Here is a 15300-nt window from a genome sequence, read left to right on the forward strand (position 1 = left end):
CCGATCGGTTACTGTGGAAGAAGGAGGACATCGTGGACGACAATCAGCGACCGGGCGGCGACATCCATCGTGGTGCCGAGACCTCGGCGCACCCGCGTCTCGTGGACTCGACGCAGACGTTCGGGCACGACTCGGACCTTTCCTTCGTGCCCTTCGGCGCGGAGTTGACGGCGGCGGAGGTCGAGGCGATCAACGCCCTTCCGGCGCGTGCCGCGCTCCTGATCGTGCGTTCGGGCCCGACTGCGGGTGCCCGCTACCTGCTCGACACCGACGTCACGACCGTGGGTCGTCACCCGGAGGCCGACATCTTCTTCGACGACGTGACCGTGTCGCGTCGTCACGCCGAGATCACCCGCACGGGTGCAACGTTCGAGCTGATCGACCAGCGGTCGCTGAACGGCACCTACGTCAACGGTGAGCGCGTCGATCGCGCGACCCTGACGGACGGCGCGGAGGTCCGCGTGGGCAAGTTCCGTCTCAACTTCTTCGTGGCTCCTGCCGAGCGGGCGATCAGCGCGTGAGCCCGGCCGCCGCGACCCGGGGACGAGCAGCGTCCTCGGGCTCCTTGAGCATCGGTCAGGTCCTCGCCCGGTTGAGTCCCGAATTCCCCGCGATCACGGCCAGCAAGCTCCGCTTCCTCGAAGTCCAGGGCATCGTCACGCCCGTGCGCACCGACTCGGGGTACCGGAAGTTCTCCCCGGCTGACGTCGAGCGGCTGCGGACGGCTCTCACGATGCAGCGTGATTTCGGCCTCCCGCTCGCCCGCATCCGCGAGTACCTCGAAGAACACGGCGACGACGTCGCTCCCGCTCCTCCCGCCTCGATCGTGCAGACGTCGCGACGCTACCGACGCGACGAGCTCCTGAGCACGGCCGGCGCCTCCACGACACTGCTCAACGAAGCAGTCTCCGCGGGGATCATCGCTCCAGCCGACACCTTCGACGAGCGGGCACTGGGAGTCCTGCGGTCGCTTGTCGCGCTGAACGCTCACGGCATCCAGCCTCGCCACATCCGCACCATCCGTCAGAGCGCCGAGCGCGAGGTCTCGTTGATCGAGAGCGCCATCGCCCCGCTGCTGCGCCGGACGGATGCCGGTTCCCGCGCGCAGGCCAGTGAGGTGGCGCCCGAGCTGGCACGGCGTCTCGAAGAGATCCGGCAGGTGTTCGTCAGCGCCGCGCTCGAGCGCTTGACGCCGTGAGTCCCTTCCGCGACACGCCGAGGCCCGGGAGTCGGATGTCATTGCCCGAGGCCCCTCCCTCCTCTAGCGTTGAAGAACCGATCACCTGCAGGAGGCCTCGATGACTGCGCACGACGCGCTGGGCGAGCAGAAGTTCTCGACAGAGCTCCTGTTCACCGACGGCCTCCCCGAGATGGACGACGAAGTCGGTTACCGCGGTGCCCAAGCGGCTCGCGCAGCCGGTATCACCTACCGCCAGCTGGACTACTGGGCGCGCACCGAACTGGTGGAGCCCACGGTCCGTGGGGCGAGCGGGTCGGGATCGCAGCGACTGTACGGCTTCCGCGACATCCTCGTCCTGAAGCTCGTGAAGCGTCTTCTCGACACCGGTATCTCGCTGCAGCAGATCCGCATCGCCGTCGACCAGCTGCGCGCTGCCGGCATCCGCGACCTCGCCGGGACCACGCTCATGAGCGATGGAGCCTCTGTGTATCTGTGCACCTCGAACGACGAGGTCATCGATCTGGTCAGTCGGGGCCAGGGCGTCTTCGGCATCGCCGTCGGAAAGGTGCTCCGCGAGGTCGAGACCACGCTGGTCGACTTCGACGCTCAGCAGCCCGAGCAGATGGACGAGCTCGCGGCTCGTCGCTCAGCCCGCTCGGCCTGACACTTCGGCGACGCTGGCGCACGACGCGCGTCGCCCGTTGTCGTGCGCCCGGAGGTCAGGCGGGGGAGACGGCTCCGGAGACGGGGATCCTGCCGGTGCGGACGATCCGGTCGAGCAGCGAGTCGAAGTCCGCGGCGAGCTCCTGTGCGGAGTCGCCCGGCCAGATGTGCAGGGGCTTCGCCGCGCCCTGAGCCTGCTGCAGCGAGGTGCGCTCGGGCAGCTGAGGGGTGAGGACGAGCGGACCGAACATGTCGCGGAGTTCCTTGATGCGGAACTGGTGCTCGATCGACTGCGGGCGCACACGGTTGACGACGATCCCGAGGGGCTGCAGGCGCGGCGAGAGGCCGCGACGGATCTCCTCGATGGCGCGGAGCGCGCGGTCGGCGGCGGCGACCGAGAAGAGACCCGGTTCGGTCACGACGACGACGCGATCGGATGCCGCCCACGCCGTGCGGGTGAGGGCGTTCAGCGACGGCGCGCAGTCGATGAGGACCAGGTCGTAGTCCGCCTCGATGGTCGCGAGCGCTTCTTCGAGCTTCCAGACGTCGCGGACGCTCGGGTGCGGTCCGTCGAAGTTGATGGCGGAGGGGCTGCCGATCATGACGTCGATCGTCCCGGGGTGGACCTTCGCCCAGCCGCTCGAGGTGATCGCCTGTCGGACGACCTTCTCCTTGGGATTCGCGAGGACGTCGGCGACGTTGAGACGCCCCGCCACCTGGATGTCCATCCCCGTCGACACGTCGGACTGCGGGTCCAGGTCGACGACAAGGGTCCGCACCCCGCGCGCGAACGCCGCGGAGGCGAGGCCCAGGGTCACGGTCGTCTTGCCGACGCCACCTTTGAGGGAGCTGACGGAGAGTACGTGCACAAGCGACCACGTTACCGTCCCCTAGGCTGTGAGGGTACTCAGCCCGTACCTCGGCGGCCCCGACGCAGCGGCCCCGCACCCTGTAGAGGGGAAGAGCATGTTTCGGAAGATTCTGGTCGCAAACCGCGGAGAGATCGCGATCCGCGCATTCCGCGCGGCGTATGAGCTGGGGGCCCGCACGGTGGCGGTCTTCCCGTACGAGGATCGGTACTCGCTTCATCGGCTGAAAGCGGATGAGGCCTACCAGATCGGCGAGGTGGGGCATCCGGTCCGCGCGTACCTCGACGTCGACGAGATCATCCGCGTCGCCCTCGAGAGCGGCGCGGACGCGATCTACCCCGGTTACGGGTTCCTGTCGGAGAATCCCGAGCTGTCCGCGAAGGCCGCGGCCAACGGCATCGCGTTCATCGGCCCGTCCTCGACCGTTCTCGAGATGGCCGGAAACAAGGTCACGGCGAAGCAGCACGCCATCGCGGCAGGTGTGCCCGTCCTCCGCTCGACCGAGGCATCCGACGACATCGATCACCTGGTCGCGCAGGCGGGCGACATCGGCTTCCCCATCTTCGTGAAGGCCGTCGCCGGCGGCGGCGGGCGAGGGATGCGTCGCGTCGAGCACCCGGATGCGCTCCCGCCCGCCCTGTCCGAGGCGATGCGTGAGGCGGGCAGCGCGTTCGGCGACGCCCGCGTCTTCCTCGAGCAGGCCGTCCAGCGACCCCGTCACGTCGAGGTGCAGATCCTCGCCGACAAGGCCGGCACCACCGTCCACCTCTTCGAGCGCGACTGCTCGGTGCAGCGTCGCCACCAGAAGGTGGTCGAGATCGCGCCGGCGCCCAACCTCGACGACGAGATCCGCCGGAGCCTGCACGCGTACGCCGTCGCTTTCGCCGAATCGATCGCATATGAGAACGCCGGCACCGTCGAGTTCCTCCTCGAGACGGCGGGCCCGCGCACCGGCGAGGTCGTCTTCATCGAGATGAACCCTCGCATCCAGGTGGAGCACACCGTGACCGAGGAGGTCACGGATGTCGATCTGGTTCAATCTCAGATGCGCATCGCATCGGGGGAGACGCTGGCCGACCTGGGTCTCCGTCAGGAGCAGATCCAGCTGCGCGGAGCCGCGCTGCAGTGCCGCATCACGACCGAGGATCCCGCGCACGGCTTCCGCCCCGACACCGGCAAGATCACGACCTATCGCTCGCCGGGGGGTGCCGGCATCCGTCTCGACGGAGGTACGACCGCGGCCGGGTCGCAGATCAGCCCGCACTTCGATTCGATGCTCTCGAAGCTGACCTGCCGTGGTCGCGACTTCGAGGCGGCCGTCATCCGGTCCCGGCGCGCCCTGGCGGAGTTCCGCATCCGCGGCGTCTCGACCAACATCCCCTTCCTGCAGCGTGTCCTCGACGACCCCGCCTTCGTCGCGGGCGACCTCAGCACGGCCTTCATCGACGAGCGTCCTGAGCTCGTCCTCGGCCGCGAGTCGAAGGACCGGGGATCCAAGATCGTCTCGTGGCTGGCCGATGTCACGGTGAACCGGCCGAACGGCGACAGCCCGGTCCACACCGATCCCGCCGCGAAGCTCCCCGCGGTCGATCTGAACGCGGAACCGGCGCCGGGATCGCGTCAGCGTCTGCTCGAGCTGGGGCCGAAGCGGTTCGCCGAGGCGCTCCGCGCGCAGCCCGGCCTCGCCGTCACCGAGACGACGTTCCGCGACGCACACCAGTCGCTCCTGGCGACCCGGGTGCGGACGAAGGACCTCGTCCGCGTGGCGCCGCACGTCGCCCGGCTGACGCCGCAACTGCTGTCGGTGGAGGCATGGGGCGGCGCGACGTACGACGTGGCACTCCGCTTCCTCGGCGAGGACCCGTGGGAGCGGCTCGACGCGTTGCGTACCGCGCTCCCGAACGTCGCGATCCAGATGCTCCTACGCGGTCGCAACACGGTGGGGTACACGCCGTACCCGACGAGCGTGACCGACGCGTTCGTGGCCGAAGCCGCCGCATCCGGGGTCGACATCTTCCGCATCTTCGACGCGCTGAACGACGTCAGTCAGATGCGCCCCGCGATCGAGGCCGTGCTGGCGACGGGGACGGCGGTCGCGGAGACGGCCGTCTGCTACACGGGAAACCTGCTCGACCCGGCGGAGGACCTCTACACGCTCGACTACTACCTCCGTCTCGCCGAGCAGATGGTCGAGGCCGGGGCCCACATCCTCGCGATCAAGGACATGGCGGGGCTCCTCCGTCCCGCTGCCGCGACGAAGCTCGTGACGGCGCTCCGCGAACGCTTCGACCTCCCGGTCCATGTCCACACGCACGACACCGCCGGCGGACAGCTGGCGACGCTCCTGGCCGCCAGCGCGGCGGGGGCGGATGCCGTCGACGCCGCCGCCGCGCCGATGTCGGGCACGACGAGTCAGCCCTCCCTCTCGGCGCTCGTCGCCGCGATGGCCGACACCGAGCGCGACACGGGCCTCGACCTGCAGGCGGTCGCGGACCTGGAGCCGTACTGGGAGGCGGTGCGCAATCTGTACGCACCGTTCGAGTCCGGGCTGCCCGGCCCCACCGGACGCGTCTACCACCACGAGATCCCCGGCGGGCAGCTGTCGAACCTTCGTCAGCAGGCCATCGCGCTGGGGCTGGCGGAGGACTTCGAGCTGATCGAGGACATGTACGCCGCGGCGGATCGCATGCTCGGCCGCATCCCCAAGGTGACGCCGTCGTCGAAGGTCGTGGGCGACCTCGCGCTGCACCTGACGGCGGTGAAGGCCGACCCCGCGGACTTCGAGGCGAACCCCGAGAAATACGACGTCCCCGATTCGGTGGTCGCGTTCATGGCGGGCGAACTCGGTGACCTGCCGGGCGGGTGGCCGGAGCCGTTCCGTTCGAAGGTTCTCGCCGGTCGATCGAGGAGGGTCGGCGTGACGGAGATCTCGGCAGAGAACGCGGCGGCGTTGAACGCCGACTCGGCGACCCGACGTCAGACGCTCAACCGGCTGTTGTTCCCTGCGCCGACGAAGGCCTACCACGAGGTGCGGGAGACCTTCGGCGACCTCAGCGTCCTCGACACGATCGACTACCTCTACGGCATGCGGCCCGGCCAGGAGCACGTCGTCGAGATCGAGCGCGGCGTTCAGCTCTACGTGGGGCTCGAGGCGATCGGCGAGGTCGACGACAAGGGGATGCGGACGGTGATGGCGACCCTCAATGGTCAGCTCCGTCCGGTCACCGTGCGCGATCGCGCCGTCTCGGTCGAGGCCCGGCAGGCCGAGAAGGCCGACACGTCGAAGCCCGGCCAGGTGGCAGCACCCTTCTCGGGCGTCGTCACCGTCAAGGCCGAGGAGGGGACGAAGGTCCGGGCGGGTGAGCCCGTGGCATCCATCGAGGCCATGAAGATGGAGGCGGCGATCGCCGCCCCCGTCGACGGCGTCGTGGAGCGGATCGTCATCGCGACGACGGCGCAGGTCGAGGCCGGCGACCTTTTGCTCGTGGTCCGTCCCGCGGACTAACCTGGTGCGTCGGGCTTTTCGAGCCCCGAGAACCACCAGGAGTGACCCCCGTGATGCGCGAGCACGACAACGAAACGTCGGACGACGTCGACAACGGTGTGCTCGAGCGCACCGACAACCTCGAGACCACCGGCATCGGCATCGTCGAGGGGGCGACGGCGCAGATCGATCTCGCGCTGCCGCCGCTCTCCGACGATGACGACGACTACGTCGACGACGAGGATGTCGCGACCACGACGATGTCCACCGATCAGGGCGACCTCACGGCTCAGGAGACGACACCCGAGGAGCCGGCCCCGGTCGAAGAACCCGCCGCCGACGGATCGCCCGCCGAGGTGACCGAAGACGTGGTCGACGCCGAGGTGGTGCCCCCCACGACGACCGCCGTGTCGACGCAGACGGGCACCACCCGCCGCGCGGCTCACCACGCAGTCGCGACGGACAAGCACGCCCTCGAACGCGTGCGCGGTGCCCGCATCGACGAGGAGCCGCTGCAGTCGCGCCGCCTCGACCAGCTCGGTGCCGATCGCGAGAGTCCGGACCTCCTCACCGCCGACCGGCTCATCGACCGCGCGCGCGTCGCTCCGTCCGAGCCCGAGGGCCTGTGGCAGCGATTGGTCTACACCGCCACGGGCCGCCGGGTCGTCCTGGCGGACAATCCTCGCGTCCGCGCGCGGAAGGAACTCGGCCGTCGTATCGCGGCTCCCCTCGTCGGCGGTGCGAAGTTCGTGCCCGTCCTGTCCCGGAAGGGCGGTGTGGGCAAGACCAGCGTCACCACCCTCCTCGGCATGGCCCTCGCAGACGCCCGCGAGGACCGGGTGATCGCGATCGACGCCAACCCTGATCGCGGCACGCTCGCCGAACGGATCGAGCGTTCCAGCGGCAAGACGGTGCGCGACCTGGTGCGCTCGCGTGCCGAGGTGCACGGCTTCAACGACCTGTCCGCCCTCGTGGCCCGCGACGAGACCCGCCTCGACATCCTCGCGTCCGACGCCGACCCGCACCTCTCCGAAGCGTTCAGCGATCGGGACTATCACGATGTGGCGGCCATCGCGGCTCACTACTACTCCATCGTCCTGACCGACAGCGGGACCGGCATCGTTCACTCCGTGATGGATGCCACGCTCGAGTTGGCGGACCAGCTTCTCATCGTCGCGGGGCGGAGCGTCGACGAGGCGAAGCTCGCCTCCGAGACGCTGTCGTGGCTCGAGTCCAACGGCTACGCCGACCTCGCCCGCGATGCCGTCGTCGTGCTGAACACCTCGCGTCCCGGCGCGAGCCTCATCCGACCCAGCGAGCTGGAAGCCCACTTCCGGTCGCGGGTGCGCGCGGTCGTGACGATCCCGTACGACTCGCACATCGCCACGGGGGGACCGATCACCTTCCGCGACCTCGACCCCGCCACGCGACTCGCTGCGCGGGAGCTTGCTGCGGTCGTCGTCGAAGGGCTCCGTGCGGCGGGGACGGTCCGCTGATGGCCGTCCGTCCCATCCGCATCTTCGGCGACCCCGTGCTCCGAGGAACATGTGCACCGATCGACGACATCGACGACGGTGTCCGGAGTCTGGTCACCGATCTCGTCGATTCGGTCGCCGAGCCGGGCCGCGCCGGCGTGGCGGCGCCGCAGATCGGAGTCGCGCTCCGGGCCTTCAGCTACAACGTCGACGGAGTGATCGGGTACGTCCTCAACCCCGTGCTCGAGGTGTCCGGTGATCCGGAGCCGACGGGGGAGGGATGCCTCTCCGTTCCGGGCCTCTGGCACGACGCCCTCCGGCACCCGTGGGCGCGTGTGACGGGGCTCGGCCTCGACGGCGCAGAGATCGTCATCGAGGGCGAGGGCCTGCTCGCTCAGGCGCTGCAGCATGAATGCGATCACCTCGACGGCATCCTCTACTTGGATCGTCTGCCGAAGGATGTCCGCCGGCAGGCGATGCGCGAGGTGCGGGAGTCGGACTGGTTCTGACCCGCCGATGACGAAAGGCCCCGGATCTCCGGGGCCTTTCGTCGTGGTGCTCAGTTGCCGAGCGAGATGTTCGTCGTCGACACGTTGGCCTGATAGAGCTCGTCGATGTCGGCGGCGAAGTCCGAGAGGATGACGTTGCGCTTGATGCTCATCTTCGGCGTGAGGTGGCCGGATGCCTCGGTCCACTCGGTGTCGAGGATCACGAACTTGCGGATCGACTCCGCTCGGGAAACCGACGAGTTGGCGCGGTCGACGGCGGTCTGGACCTCGGCGAGGACCTTCGGGTGCGTGATCACCTGCGACATCGGCATGTCGGCCGCCAGCCCGTTGTTGCCCATCCACGTCGGAAGCATCTCGCGGTCCAGGGTGACCAGGGCGCCGATGAACGGCTTCTGGTCGCCGACGACGACGACCTGACCGACGATCGGGTTGGCGCGGATCGGGTCTTCCAGGACGGCGGGGGCGACGTTCTTGCCGCCGGCGGTAACGATGATCTCCTTCTTGCGACCGGTGATCGTCAGATAGCCTTCCGAGTCGAAGGACCCGATGTCGCCGGTGCGGAACCACCCGTCGTCGAATGCGGCCGCGGTGGCCTCGGGGTTCCGCCAGTACTCCTTGAAGACGTTGACGCCGCGCACCTCAATCTCGCCGTCGTCGGCGAGGCGGACGCCGACGCCCGGGAGGGCGGGTCCGACCGTGCCGATCTTGGACTTCGTCGCGAGGTTCACGGTCGCGGGCGCCGTGGTCTCGGTCAGGCCGTACCCCTCGAGGATCTGCACGCCGAGGCTGTGGAAGAAGTGCCCGAGGCGCGAGCCGAGCGGGGCGGACCCCGAGACGGCGTGGGCGACCCGGCCCCCCATCGCGGTGCGCAGCTTGCTGTACACTAGACGGTCGAAGAGGGCGAATTTCACCTTCATCGCGAGCGGGATCTTCTCCCCGTCCTGCAGTCGACGCGAGTGCTCGACGGCGACGGCGGCCGCCGCTCGGAAGATCTTGCCCTTCCCGCCTGCCTCCGCCTTCTGCTCGGCCGAGTTGTAGACCTTCTCGAACACCCGCGGCACGGCGAGCAGGTAGGTCGGCTTGAACGACCCCAGACCCGCGAGGAGCTTCGTCGTGTCGGGCTCGTGCCCCGTCTTCACGCCGCCGTGGATGTTGAGGATCGAGATGAAACGCGCGAAGACGTGCGCGAGGGGGAGGAAGAGGAGGGTCGCGGCGCCCGGCTGCTGCACGACCTCGCTGAGCGCGACGGCGGAGTTCCGCGACAGCTCGACGAAGTTCTTGTGGGTGAGGACGCACCCCTTGGGGCGGCCCGTCGAGCCGGACGTGTAGATGAGCGTGGCGATGTCGTCCGCATCTGCGAGCGAGCGACGGCGTTCGATCTCGTCGTCGGTGACGTCGGTGCCGCGCGAGCGCAGCACGTCGAGGTCACCCGCCTGCATCGTCCACACCTCCCGCAGGAGCGGGACGTCCGAACGGATCTCGGCGACGCGCTCCGCATGCACGGTGCTCTCGACGATCATGGCGACGGCGCCTGAGTCGCTGAGGATCCACTCGATCTGCGACGGCGAGCTGGTCTCGTACACGGGCACCATGACGGCGCCGGTGAAGAAGAGCGCGAAGTCGACGAGGGTCCAGTCGTAGGTCGTTCGCGCCAGGAAGGCGACCTTGTCGCCGGGCTGGATGCCGCTGGCCGCGAGGCCCTTGGCCAGCGCCAGGACTTCGCGGTGGAACTCCGCCGCGGTGATGTCGCGCCAGCCGCCTCCGTCGGGGACGGCGAACAGGGCGAGCGACGGAGTCGCCTTCACCCGCTCGACGAGGATGTCCGAGGTGTTCGCGGTCGGATCCGCGGCGACGACGGCGGGGACGTCGAATTGTACGGCGCTCATGGGCGGCAACTCCTTTGGTACCGGGTGGCGTCAGGTGCGACCGAGTCTAGGGCATGGTGATCCTCGGTCCCGTGGCGACTGTCCGGATTCGCCCGCCCCATTAGACTCACGGATGCCGTGCGACCGCGCACGCGCGGAGGGGAGTGGCGTGCTCAACGTCGGCATCGACATCGGTGGGACCAAGATCGCCGGCGGCGTCGTCGATCCGGACGGGACGATCGTCGATCGGCGCCGCGTGCCCACGCCGACGGACCCCGATGCCCTTGCGGACGCGGTCGCGGCCATGGTCGACGAGCTGGTCGCCGATCGCGTCGTCCACGCCGTCGGTGTGGCGGCCGCGGGCTTCATCGATGCCAGCCGCTCGGTCATCCTGCACGCTCCCAACATCGATTGGGCGGACGAACCGCTCCGCGACGAGCTCGAGCGGCGCATCGGCCGCCCCGTCACACTCGAGAACGACGCGAACGCCGCGGGGTGGGGCGAGTTCCGCTTCGGTGCGGGGCGAGACGTCAGCGACATGGTGATGATCACCCTCGGCACGGGTGTCGGCGGAGCCGCGATCATCGACGGCGAACTCCTGGTCGGCGGCAACGGCATCGGGGCCGAGCTCGGCCACATCCGCTTCGAACGGGGCGGGCGCGCGTGCGGATGCGGTCAGAACGGATGCCTCGAGCAGTACGCCTCGGGACGGGCGCTGCAGCGGGAGGCCGCGGACATCGCGGCATCCGGCGCACTCGGAGCCGGTCTCGCCGCCGCCCGGACGGCCGAGGGTATCGTCCCCGCCGCGGCGATGGAGGCCCTCATCGCCGCGGGTGACGAGGGCGCGCTCGAGGCGGTCCACCGGGTCGCGACCGCACTGGGTGAGGCGTGCGGTGGGTTCCAGGCGGTTCTGGACCCCGCGCTCTTCGTCATCGGCGGCGGCGTCGCCGACCTCGGCGAACGTCTCCTGCATCCCGTGCGCGAAGCGTATGCGACGGCGCTTCCCGGCTACGGCGAGCGGCCCATCGCCTCGTTCTCGATCGCCACCCTGGGCAACGACGCCGGTCTCATCGGTGTCGCCGACCTCGCGGGCGGCCGGGTCTGACATGATCTACTGGGTCCTGAAATACCTGATCATCGGGCCGATCGTGAAGGCGATCTTCCGTCCGTGGATCGTGGGACGCAGCAACATCCCGGCATCCGGCGCGGCGATCATCGCCAGCAACCACCTGTCCGTCAGCGACTCGATCTTCCTGCCGCTGATGATCGACCGGCCCATGTCCTTCCTCGCCAAGAGCGACTACTTCACGGGCAAGGGCCTCAAAGGGTGGGCGACCCGCGTCTTCATGCAGGGGACGGGCCAGATCCCGATCGACCGCACCGGCGGCAAGGCCTCGGAGGCATCCCTCAACACCGGACTCCAGGTGCTCGGACGAGGCGACATCCTGGGGATCTATCCCGAGGGGACCCGGAGCCCCGACGGCAAGCTGTACCGGGGCCGGACCGGTCTGGCGCGCATGGCGCTCACGGCGCGCGTCCCCGTCATCCCCGTGGTCATGATCGGCACCGACGACGTCATGCCGATCGGACGTTCCATCCCGCGTGTCGGGCGCGTCGGCATGGTGATCGGCGAACCGCTCGACTTCAGCCGGTTCTACGGCATGGAGTCCGACCGCTTCGTGCTGCGATCGGTGACCGACGAGATCATGGTCGCGCTCCAGCGGATGGGGGAGCAGGAGTACGAGGACGTCTACGCGTCCACGGTCAAGGACCGCCGCCCCGCCGCAGCCTGAGGCGCCGATCGAGCCGGCGTCACACGACCGACGGCCCCCTCCCTCGTCGGTAGAATGTGCGGATGCCCACTCCTCTCGACCACTGGCGCTCGCTCCCGATCAAGCAGCAGCCGCTGTGGCCCGACGCGGATGCGGTCGCTGCCGTCTCCGCCGAGATCGCGACCCTCCCGCCGCTCGTCTTCGCCGGTGAGGTCGACAACCTCCGCGCGCGTCTGGCCAAGGCGGCATCCGGTCAGGCGTTCCTGCTTCAGGGCGGCGACTGCGCCGAGACGTTCGCCGGTGCGACGGCTCAGCAGATCCGCGACCGCATCAAGACGGTCCTGCAGATGGCGGTCGTGCTGACCTATGGCGCATCGATGCCCGTCGTGAAGATGGGTCGCATGGCCGGCCAGTTCGCCAAGCCTCGGTCGAGCGACACCGAGACCCGCGGCGACGTCACGCTCCCGGCCTACCGCGGCGACATCGTCAACGGCTACGACTTCACCGAGGCGTCGCGGACGGCGGACCCCCAGCGACTGCTGAAGGGGTACCACACAGCGGCATCCACCCTGAACCTCATCCGGGCCTTCACGCAGGGCGGCTTCGCCGACCTTCGCGAGGTGCACAGTTGGAACCAGGGCTTCGCGAAGAACCCGGCCAATCAGCGCTACGAGCGCCTCGCGGGTGAGATCGACCGCGCCATCAAGTTCATGGAGGCCGCAGGAGCGAACTTCGATGAGCTGCGCGGCGTCGAGTTCTACACGGGCCACGAGGGCCTGCTCATGGACTACGAGCACCCGATGACCCGCATCGACTCGCGGACGGGCACGCCGTACAACACGTCCGCCCACTTCCTCTGGGTGGGGGAGCGCACGCGCGAGCTCGACGGCGCGCACGTCGACTACTTCTCGAAGATCCGCAACCCCATCGGGGTCAAGCTGGGTCCGACGACGACGCCCGAGACGGCGCTCGCGCTCATCGACAAGCTGGACCCTGAGCGCGAGCCCGGCCGTCTCACGTTCATCACGCGCATGGGAGCGGGCAAGATCCGCGACGCCCTGCCCCCGCTCCTGCAGGCCGTCAAGGATTCCGGTGCCACCCCGCTCTGGGTCACCGACCCGATGCACGGCAACGGGATCACGACGCCGACCGGCTACAAGACGCGTCGCTTCGACGACGTCGTCGACGAGGTGCGCGGTTTCTTCGAGGCGCACCGGTCCGTCGGCACCTTCCCGGGCGGCATCCACGTCGAGCTCACGGGTGACGACGTGACGGAGTGCCTGGGTGGCTCGGAGATGATCGACGAGGCGACGTTGGCGACGCGGTACGAGTCGCTCTGCGACCCGCGTCTGAACCACATGCAGTCTCTCGAGCTGGCGTTCCTCGTCGCCGAGGAGCTCGGCAACCGCTGATCCACGACGAAGGCCCGACGGTTCTCACCGTCGGGCCTTCGTCGTCTCCGGATGCCGACGGTCCGGCGTCAGCCGAACGGCTGGAACTGCGGCGTCAGACTGATCGTCGTGCCCGGACGCTGCAGGCTTCCGCCGTCGGGCGTCATGGACCTCACGCGGTAGACGTCCCAGTATCGACCGCCCAGCGGGATCTCGGCATCCTCGATGTTCGGGTTGACCTTGAACCCGGCTGCCTGCAGGCGGTCGACGGCGGTCCGCACCGTCTCGCCGACCACATTGGGCACCTCGACCGGCTGCGGACCGTCTGAGACGACGATGGTCAGGGTCTCGCCCTGCTGCCACGAGCCCCCGCCGGGACGGTCCTCGACCCGGATGACGAGGCCGTCGGCGACGCTGCTGCTGTACTCCCGGTCCTCCTCGACCTTCATGCCGGCCTTCTCGAGGATGTCCGTGGCCTCGTCGCCGGTCTTGCCGGTGACGTCGGGGAGGGGGCCGAGCGACACGCGCAGCTCCGCGGTCGAGCCCTGCAGAACCGAGCAGCCGTCGGTGCACTCCACCGGCTCGGCCGATCCGGCTTGGGTCACGTACACGCGCACGATCCGGTCGGCCGCGAAGCTCGTGAAGTACTTCTTGGTGGTCGAGACCTGGATGCTGTTGTCCTTCAGCAGCGTCTCGACCTCGGCGCTCGTCCGATCCTGGAGCTTCGGGAGATCAGCCGTCGCCGGCCCGGCGGAGATCTCCACCGTGACCGTGGTGTCGCGGTCGAGGAAGGTCCCGGTGCCGGGCTTCGTTCCGATCGCCTCGCCCGCGGGAACCTCCAGGCTGTGCACGTCGCTCCGACGCGCGACGAGGGCGCTGTCGGCGAGCAGGCTCTGCGCGCTGTCGAAGCTCATGCCCTCGACGGCCGGGACCGCCACGAGCGAGCCCGGACCCGACCCGAACCACCAGCCCAGTCCCCCTGCGGCGGCGGCGAGCACCAGCACCACGGCGAGGATCCAGCCCCCCTTGACGGAGTTGCGGTGCGATCGACGGCGGAGCCGGGTCGCGTTGTCGATCTCGGTGGTGACGCTGGGGGCCGTGAAGGTGCCCGGCATGACACGGGTGACCTCGTCCGAGTCGAGCGAATCGTCGACGACGACGGTGGCGCCCGCGGGCGTCGAGCGGACGACCTGCGGGAACACGCCGAGGTCCTTCTCGATCTCACGGAGACGCTCGAGCATCTCCCGCGCGTCCGTGGGGCGATCCTCCGGCGAGCGCTCGGTCGCCCAGAGGACGAGTTCGTCGAGCTGCTCCGGCACGCCGGCGTTCTTCACGCTCGGGCGTGGCACCGAATGCGTCGCGTGCTGGTAGGCGATCTGCATCGGCTGCTCGCCCTTGTAGGGCTGTTCGCCGGAGAGCATCTCGTAGAGCATGATCCCGAGGGCGTAGATGTCGCTTCGGGCGTCGGCCGTCCCCCGCGTGACGAGCTCGGGCGCGAGGTAGGCGATCGTGCCGAGGAGCATCTGGCCGGTCGCGGTGTTCGCGCTCGTCGCGCGCGCCAGGCCGAAGTCGCCGATCTTGATGCGACCGTCCTCGGCCAGCAGGACGTTCTCGGGCTTCACATCGCGGTGGACGATGCCCGCGCGGTGTGCGGCCGAGAGCCCCGAGAGGATCGCATCCATGATGGTGATCGTCTGGGGGAGCGTCAGCCGCTTCTGCTCGCGCAGCAGTTCTCGCAGAGTGATCCCGGGCAGGTACTCCATGACGAGATAGGCCATCTCGCCGTCCTGGCCCTGGTCGAAGACGTTGACGACGTGCGGGTCGGCGAGTCGTGCGGCCGATCGGGCCTCTTGGATGAACCTGTTCTGGAAGACGGTGTCGTCCGACAGGTGGCCGTGCATGACCTTGAGCGCGACCCGCCGCTCGAGGCGCAGGTCGGTGGCGACGTAGACCGTCGCCATCCCGCCGCGCGCGATGCGCCCGCGGACCCGGTACCGGCCGTCGACCAGGCGGCCGATCAGCGGGTCGGTCTGCGGGTTGGCGTTCACGTCAGAAGTCTACGGAGCCGACCCTGCGAGCCCGGGTAACGGCG

General features: G+C 69.3%; 12 protein-coding genes. 9 read left to right on the forward strand and 3 right to left on the reverse strand.

The features are described 5' to 3' along the window. Window positions 1-32: 32 nt before the first annotated feature. The 3 genes from BLR68_RS11025 to BLR68_RS11035 all read left to right on the forward strand — a co-directional run bounded on the left by BLR68_RS11025 (window position 33) and on the right by BLR68_RS11035 (window position 1844). On the forward strand, window positions 33-521 hold the full coding sequence (locus tag BLR68_RS11025) for an FHA domain-containing protein (RefSeq protein ID WP_018186434.1): 489 nt from the start codon (window positions 33-35) through the stop codon (window positions 519-521). A gap of 44 nt (window positions 522-565) precedes the next feature. Next, window positions 566-1198, forward strand: coding sequence for a transcriptional regulator FtsR (locus tag BLR68_RS11030; RefSeq protein WP_018186435.1), 633 nt, complete (start codon window positions 566-568; stop codon window positions 1196-1198). Between the two features lie 100 nt (window positions 1199-1298). Beyond that, entirely contained in the window at window positions 1299-1844 is a 546-nt protein-coding gene (locus tag BLR68_RS11035; RefSeq protein ID WP_018186436.1) for a MerR family transcriptional regulator, read from the forward strand. Between the two features lie 55 nt (window positions 1845-1899). Here the strand turns inward: BLR68_RS11035 and BLR68_RS11040 are convergent, their stop codons facing one another. Then, window positions 1900-2712 carry a ParA family protein gene (locus BLR68_RS11040; protein ID WP_018186437.1) on the reverse strand — a complete coding sequence of 271 codons (813 nt, stop codon included), beginning with the start codon at window positions 2710-2712 and terminating at the stop codon, window positions 1900-1902. A gap of 97 nt (window positions 2713-2809) precedes the next feature. Between BLR68_RS11040 and BLR68_RS11045 the strand changes: the two genes are divergently transcribed. The 3 genes from BLR68_RS11045 to BLR68_RS11055 are packed head-to-tail and all read left to right on the forward strand — an operon-like array spanning window position 2810 to window position 8180. Further along, window positions 2810-6217: a pyruvate carboxylase gene (locus BLR68_RS11045; protein WP_018186438.1), complete on the forward strand. Its 3408-nt coding sequence runs from the start codon at window positions 2810-2812 to the stop codon at window positions 6215-6217. A gap of 41 nt (window positions 6218-6258) precedes the next feature. Then, window positions 6259-7692 (forward strand): MinD/ParA family ATP-binding protein, encoded by a 1434-nt coding sequence (locus tag BLR68_RS11050; RefSeq protein ID WP_371130030.1) that lies wholly within the window; start codon window positions 6259-6261, stop codon window positions 7690-7692. Beyond that, window positions 7692-8180 (forward strand): peptide deformylase, encoded by a 489-nt coding sequence (locus BLR68_RS11055; RefSeq protein WP_018186440.1) that lies wholly within the window; start codon window positions 7692-7694, stop codon window positions 8178-8180. Before BLR68_RS11050 ends, BLR68_RS11055 begins: the two co-directional genes overlap by 1 nt. Before the next feature lie 50 nt (window positions 8181-8230). On the opposite strand, the gene BLR68_RS11060 is transcribed toward BLR68_RS11055, so the two are convergent. After that, window positions 8231-10066, reverse strand: a complete 1836-nt coding sequence (locus BLR68_RS11060) for an AMP-dependent synthetase/ligase (RefSeq protein ID WP_018186441.1) — start codon at window positions 10064-10066, stop codon at window positions 8231-8233. A 148-nt stretch (window positions 10067-10214) separates the two neighbouring features. Here BLR68_RS11060 and BLR68_RS11065 point away from each other — a divergent pair, with 148 nt between their 5' ends. The 3 genes from BLR68_RS11065 (at window position 10215) to BLR68_RS11075 (ending at window position 13229) form a co-directional block, all read left to right on the forward strand. After that, the gene (locus tag BLR68_RS11065) at window positions 10215-11150 is read left to right on the forward strand and encodes an ROK family glucokinase (RefSeq protein WP_018186442.1); all 936 of its coding nucleotides are present in this window, start codon (window positions 10215-10217) and stop codon (window positions 11148-11150) included. Window position 11151: 1 nt separating this feature from the next. Next, entirely contained in the window at window positions 11152-11838 is a 687-nt protein-coding gene (locus BLR68_RS11070) for a lysophospholipid acyltransferase family protein (protein WP_036324138.1), read from the forward strand. A gap of 62 nt (window positions 11839-11900) precedes the next feature. Next, window positions 11901-13229, forward strand: a complete 1329-nt coding sequence (locus BLR68_RS11075) for a class II 3-deoxy-7-phosphoheptulonate synthase (RefSeq protein ID WP_018186444.1) — start codon at window positions 11901-11903, stop codon at window positions 13227-13229. Window positions 13230-13297: 68 nt separating this feature from the next. On the opposite strand, the gene pknB is transcribed toward BLR68_RS11075, so the two are convergent. Continuing rightward, window positions 13298-15256, reverse strand: coding sequence for a Stk1 family PASTA domain-containing Ser/Thr kinase (pknB, locus tag BLR68_RS11080; RefSeq protein WP_018186445.1), 1959 nt, complete (start codon window positions 15254-15256; stop codon window positions 13298-13300). Window positions 15257-15300 lie beyond the last annotated feature (44 nt).

The sequence above is a fragment of the Microbacterium sp. 77mftsu3.1 genome (genome assembly GCF_900100525.1).
In the GTDB taxonomy this organism is placed as follows: Bacteria; Actinomycetota; Actinomycetes; order Actinomycetales; family Microbacteriaceae; genus Microbacterium; species Microbacterium aquilitoris.